Here is a 6,304-nt window from a genome sequence, read left to right as displayed (position 1 = left end):
GCTTTAATGCCAATTTTCTCTTTTCAGAAAGTGGAAGGGAAAATGTTTTCTCCTTTAGCTTTTACCTTGGGTTATGCACTTTTAGGGTCGTTGATTTTAAGTTTAACTTATGTGCCAGCGATGTGTAAAGTGTTGTTAAAGAATGGCGTTAATGACAAAGAAAGTCTGATTTCTAAGTTTTTTAATGTACAATTTTTCAAGCTTTTTAAATTTACGGACAAATTCGGAAAAGCAACCTTATATGCTTTTGTAGGCATATTGGTCATTTGTGCGGTGAAATTTCATTATTACGGTACTGAATTTCTACCAAAACTAAATGAAGGTGCTATTTATGTGCGTGCTACTTTGCCCAACAGTATTCATTTGGATGAGTCGGTTAAATTGGCTCAGGAAATGAAACAAAAAATCAGGCAGCGTGACGAGATCAAATTCGTGTTGACCCAAACCGGTCGTCCGAATGACGGTACGGATCCAACCGGGTTTTTTAATATAGAATTCCACATCCAATTAAAACCTGAAGACGAGTGGGAGCGCAATATTACGAAAGATGATTTATTGGCCGAACTGCGTGATGATTTAGAGACCTATCCTGGGATCAATTTTGGTTTCAGTCAACCTATTCAAGATAACGTGGAAGAATACGTGGCTGGTGTAAAAAGTTCGCTAGTCATTAAAATCTTTGGAGACGACTTATTTGAATTGGAAGAAAAAGCTCATGAAGTCGCGAACGCCATTAGAGATGTTGAAGGCATTACCGATTTGAATGTGTATGAAAATATTGGACAGCCAGAATTGCGGATTCAGCTGCACGATAATAAAATGGCAAAATATGGTGTAACCATGGCCGATGCGCAATCAGTCGTGGCGATGGCTATTGGTGGACAGGCTGCCACCACTTTTTATGAAGGCGAACGGATGTTTGATGTACGGATCAGGTATCAAAAACAACATCGTGAAACGGCAGATGCTATTGGTAATATTTTAGTGCCTGTGCTCGATGGACATCATGTGCCGTTAAAGGAAATATCTACGATCAGTTTTCATACGGGGCCAGCGTTTATTTATCGTGAAGGCAATAGCCGTTATATTGGCGTTGGTTTTAGTATTGAAGGCCGCGATTTGGGAAGTACCATTGCTGAAGCGCGAAAAAAAGTGGAAGAGCAAGTTGACATTCCATCTTATAACAAAGTCGAATGGGCGGGCGAATTTGAAAGTAAAGAACGCGCCAGTAATCAGTTAATGATGGTGGTTCCGATCTCTTTGCTATTGATTCTTTTCTTGTTATATATGAACTTTGGAAACGTTAAAGAAACGGTTATTGCCGCACTGACACTGCCTTTTGCCTTTGTGGGTGGCTTGATTTCCTTATGGGCGACAGGAACTGTTTTTGGGATTTCTGCAGGAATAGGCTTTATTATTCTTTTCGGAGTTTCTACCATTAATGGACTTATTTTAATAACTGTTATTCATGAAAAACTTCAAGAACGTCATAAGTTAAAAGAAGCTATTTCATTAGGCGTACAAGAAAAAATCAGACCTATTGTGATGATTGGATTAATGGGAGCGATGGGATTATTGCCCGCAGCACTTTCCAATGGGATGGGTTCTGAAATTCAAAAACCCTTGGCGATTATGATTGTGGGTGGGATTTTGATTTGTACTGTGCTTTCGTTGACCGTTTTGCCGCAATTGTTTTATTTGGCTTATAGAAGGACGAAAGATTAATATTGAAAAGAATCAAGACCGCTTCGCTGATAGAATTAAGAACCAACCCGCCTGCTGCTCGCCTGAATGACTTTATTAGGCAAGATAGAGTCGGGCAGGGACTTGATGCGTAAGGGGCTGATGTGTCGTTTTTTTAGATTAGATGACTGCTTTTCAGATAATGAAAATTGTCTTTTTAATTTTTTTATATGCTTAAATTTTAAATGAAAAAGAAGTATTGCAATTAGAGTTTTATTAATGCTATAACTGTTTTCATTTGAGAAATAACCAATATTTTTTAGGAGTAAACGGGTATTAACTTACCCGTTTCCTTTTTGTTTTTCCAATTGCTTATTGATTTTATCAATCGCGGACTCAATGGATTTTTCTGGTTCGATGATGTTATATTCGCCCCAAAATTTAGGGTCGGAAAATCCAGAAGCTTCATCACTTAAAATCATGGATGGCCGTAAGGTTTCTTTTCTGGTAAATCCTTCATCTAAACTTTTTTCCCAATCGGTAATGGCCATTTCGCTGTTTAAGGTGTAAACGCTGTTGAATAATCTACCTTTCCAAATGACTTTTATGGTTAATTGCAGATTGCTATATCCATAAAACCACTTGCCGTCTTTCATTCTATAATCAACACGATACGCGGCTTCTGTAGGATAGACCGTAACTCTATTGGGTTTCTTTTTGACAAACATTTCAGCTGCCAATTCCCTGTTTTCTACATTCAGATTATAAATTGCGCTGATGAGCGAAAAAGTTTCAGCATCAATATAGAGTTTCCCATAATACAGGGGTTCAATAATATTTTCACGTGGTTTGAACTTCACTACATAAACCGAACGATCGTTGATTTCAGTAGGTTTATCAAATGAAAATTCATAATTGGAAAGATTATTATCAGTGAATATAAACTGAGGATATTTAATCATATCCGCATAAAGTGCACTAAAAGGGCCGCCTTGTAATTTGACTGCCAAGGTGTCTAATCTATTATAATCCGTGCTTTTTCGTGCTTTAATAAGTTTGATTTTATCCGGTTTATTTGATGTGTAAGGCTCTCTGTAAATTTCAACTACGGCTTCAGATAAGGACGCGTCTCGACGCCTTTTTTTAATGATTTCCCTGTAAAAAGCGGTCATTACCGTTTCTTCATTGATGTAGTGTTCTCCTTTTTTTTCCAATGCGGTTTTTACCAAGGTTCGAGCATCTTTGGGCGCATTTATTTTAACTTCGGATAGTTCCATTGCCGATTCTTCCAATAAAATTTGAATGTCGCCACCGTTCAAATTAGAAAGAGGAACGGTTTTGGTCTGATATCCCAAAAACGAAATGGTAATGTTTTTATTGACCAGGGTATTGGGCACTTTTAAAAGGAATTCCCCATCCGAATTTGTAATTGTACTGATATTGGTGTCGTCAACATTTAGTGCTGCGAATGCCAAAGGTGCTTTTGACTTACTATCGATTACGGAGCCTTTAAATTCTGTAAAGTTTTGAATTTTATCTTGCACTTGGAGTGAAGTGTTTGCAAAAACGTTCATTCCCAAAAAAACGAAAAATACAAGCCTCAACAAATGCGTTTTTGCTGATAGTTGAGCGCAATCGATTTTGATTTTCATCACTTGTAAGATTTAGTCCTTAAATTAGTGAAAATAAAGATGCAATAAATGATTTTATCTGTTAATCTTTAATGATTTACAATTCGAAGGCGTTATTGTTTACAAAGAAAACGGCATTGACGAAAAACAGTTTGCCATTCTCCCAAAAGTTTCTGAAAAGGATGTTGTCAACCATATAGATGATACTGCCATCTCCAAGACGTTCTTCACCAAAAACCAATGAGTTTTCAAGATCTTTCAACGTGTTCTTTCCTGCAAAACCCGATACTTTATTTGGTTTTCCAACCAAATAAGCAACATTATAACCGGTGTCCAGCAAGCTAAAAGCCTTAGAGCCCGATTTTAAGGTGAAATAGGTTTTGTCATAGCCAAAAGCTAAAGGATGTGTATGGTCAACATCCGCTTTGAAAATTGTACCCGTGATCAGGTCGTTGGTGTCCATGCGTTCGCGTTCAGCGTACGGTGTGAGATTGGTTTTTAATTTAGTGGAGTCTTTGGTAATATTGTTCTTTAAACCAAAATCTTTATGGTCTGCGAAAATGTTTAAGGCACCATCTATTGCGATAACTTTTCCGCCTTTTTTGACCCAAGTTTTAAGTTTTGCTAAATTGTCATCATTAAAAAATCGTCCATAATATCCATGAGGTATAACCAGGACGGTATATTTATCCAAATTGATGTGATCAAAATCATCCGTATTGATTGAGGTTACAGGATAGTGTAATTGTTGTTCAAAGAAATGCCACATTTCGCCATATCCTAAAGAAGATGTGTATTTGCCTGAAAGAAGTGCAATGTTGTGTTTATTGACCAACTTCACATCTGGCGAGCCAAAATCTGGCCCCGATTTTGAAAATCCGCTGGAAACGGCAACCGCATTTCTTTTATATTTGTTGGCCGCAGTTATGACGATGTCATCAAAGTTTTCAACCTTTTTATTGTCGCCTCTAATGATAATAAGTGCACCTCTATCAAAAGTTTGCTCTGGATTTTTTGTGGTTAGAGGTTTTTCTGTAAAGCGTATTTTAATATTCTGTTTTAATAATTCTGCTAAAAATTCAGCATCTTTCATGTGATCCCATTTGGCTACATAAGCAACGGCATTGGTGTTTTTTATGTTTAGATCAGATGCCTTTCCAACAGCAGAGGTTCCCACTAAATTGCTGCTTGCTATGGCATCCAAACCATACGCGTAAGGTAAACTCCATGCTGTGATGTCATAGGTTATGGAGTCGGCCAACTTCGTGTTAGGCTCAAATAATACCTGAACCATTTGTCCTTTGGGCTGATTGGTGCTGACTACTAAATCTTCAGAAGTCGAGTTCAGATTGCCATTTTTACTGTCTTTATAATTATAACCTGAAACTTTTCCTGAGGCTGCCGCACCATATTTAATTTCGTGTTTATCTAATAGTGTTTTGAGACCGTCTATTTTATCAGAAGACCCACGCAGGACATAGCTTTTGTATTTCACATCTTTATTAGCGAAGAATTTCTTGAATTCTGTATTTAGTTTCGTCGCGTTTTTGGAAGCCATCTCTACGGTCGACAATCCTGTCGTATAATGATGCTCCAAACGGTCCACTAAAGTTAAAATATCACCTTCATCATTGAGAATGCCTAATCCTTTTTGGCCGCCTTGCTCATAGGTCATCCCAATGGCGCCCAAATAAGTTGGGTAGGTGTCCCCGTAACTTGGATAGAGTAAATCAAAACGCTCGCGAGTGAAGTATAACCAGCCATTAGCATCAAAGTATTTGGCATGGTTTTCTCCAATTTGCGTTTGGAAATCGCGTTGCCAATCGGTTATAATATCATGAAAAGGCTCTGCGGCTGGCGAAAAATAATACGGATCGTTCATGCCTTGTTCGTGAAAATCGACATGAATGATTGGCAACCATTTATTATAGACTTTCAATCGGGCTTGTGTTTCTTTTTGAGTGGCCCAAACCCAATCCCGGTTGAGGTCAAAAAGATAATGATTGGCTCTTCCTCTTGGCCAAGGTTCATTTTGCTCACTGGATTGTGGGTCGGTGCTATAAGGTGTGCTTTTGGTTTCGTTGTACCAATTGACATAGCGATCACGTCCATCAGGGTTCAGGCACGGATCTATAATGACCACGGTGTTTTTTAACCAATCTTGCTTTTCCGTTAATAAGGTATAAATCGTTTTCATGGAAGCTTCAGTGCTTGACGCCTCATTGCCATGCACATTATAACTTAGCCATATCACGGCAATATTGTTTGAAGTAGAATTTCCTTCGCCTATTCCTGCATTCTTAAGATGATCTTGGCGAATGGTTTCGAGGTTTTTTATGTTTTCTTCCGAAGAAATAATGGCGGTATAAAGTGGTCTTCGCTCATTGGTTTCTCCATACTTTTCCAGTTTTACCTGATTGGGTAGTTGCGAGGCGACCATTTTAAAATAATCGACAACTTGATGATGTCTTGAAAATTCTGTGCCCAGCGCATATCCAAGGAAGTCTGACGGCGATTGGAGGTGTTGTGCATTTGAGATGAAAATTGGGCTCAAAAGAACAAAAAGGAATACGGATAATTTTTTCATATACTGAAACGTGGAATGGTTGTGTAGTAAAGATAGGAAGCCCAAGTGAATTATCTGAAATATACGATGTAAAAAATCTTAAGAACCTTATCTTTACATTTCAATTTTAACTTCGAATATGCCAACCGAATACATCCCATTTAAAGACACTAATTATTTTTCGTCATTAATCTGCGATTACTTAGATGAAAAGGAAGATCTAAAGCCATTTTATAATCGCTTTCCGACCCTTGAGAATTTCAAAAAGCAAATTGAAGAAAAGCAGCTTTCTTTTAATAAAGACCATCGCGCAGATTTGATCAAGTCACTCATGATACAGTATGAGGATCTAAAAATATCCTCTGCGACTCTGACCAATATTGATCTTTTAAAGTACGGCACAACGTTTACGGTAACCACAGGT

At 37.9% G+C, this 6,304-nt stretch carries 4 protein-coding genes; 2 read left to right on the top strand and 2 right to left on the bottom strand.

The window, feature by feature from the left end:
- A partial coding sequence (locus ACOH2D_RS18170) for an efflux RND transporter permease subunit (protein WP_449536157.1) occupies positions 1 to 1,725 on the top strand: 1,725 nt, incomplete at its 5' end.
- Between the two features lie 299 nt (positions 1,726 to 2,024).
- Here the strand turns inward: ACOH2D_RS18170 and ACOH2D_RS18165 are convergent.
- On the bottom strand, positions 2,025 to 3,335 hold the full coding sequence (locus ACOH2D_RS18165) for a carboxypeptidase-like regulatory domain-containing protein (protein WP_449536156.1): 1,311 nt from the start codon (positions 3,333 to 3,335) through the stop codon (positions 2,025 to 2,027).
- Between the two features lie 76 nt (positions 3,336 to 3,411).
- A complete protein-coding gene (locus ACOH2D_RS18160; protein ID WP_449536155.1) occupies positions 3,412 to 5,901 on the bottom strand; it encodes a M14 family zinc carboxypeptidase in 2,490 nt (829 codons plus the stop codon).
- A 118-nt stretch (positions 5,902 to 6,019) separates the two neighbouring features.
- On the opposite strand from ACOH2D_RS18160, the gene bshC reads away from it, so the two are divergent.
- The coding region (gene bshC / locus ACOH2D_RS18155) for a bacillithiol biosynthesis protein BshC (RefSeq protein WP_449536154.1) at positions 6,020 to 6,304 on the top strand (285 nt) is incomplete at its 3' end.

It is taken from the genome of Gelidibacter sp. (assembly GCF_053579655.1).
The sequence above is the reverse complement of the archived record's forward strand: the minus strand, read 5'-3'. Positions and strand labels throughout refer to the sequence as shown.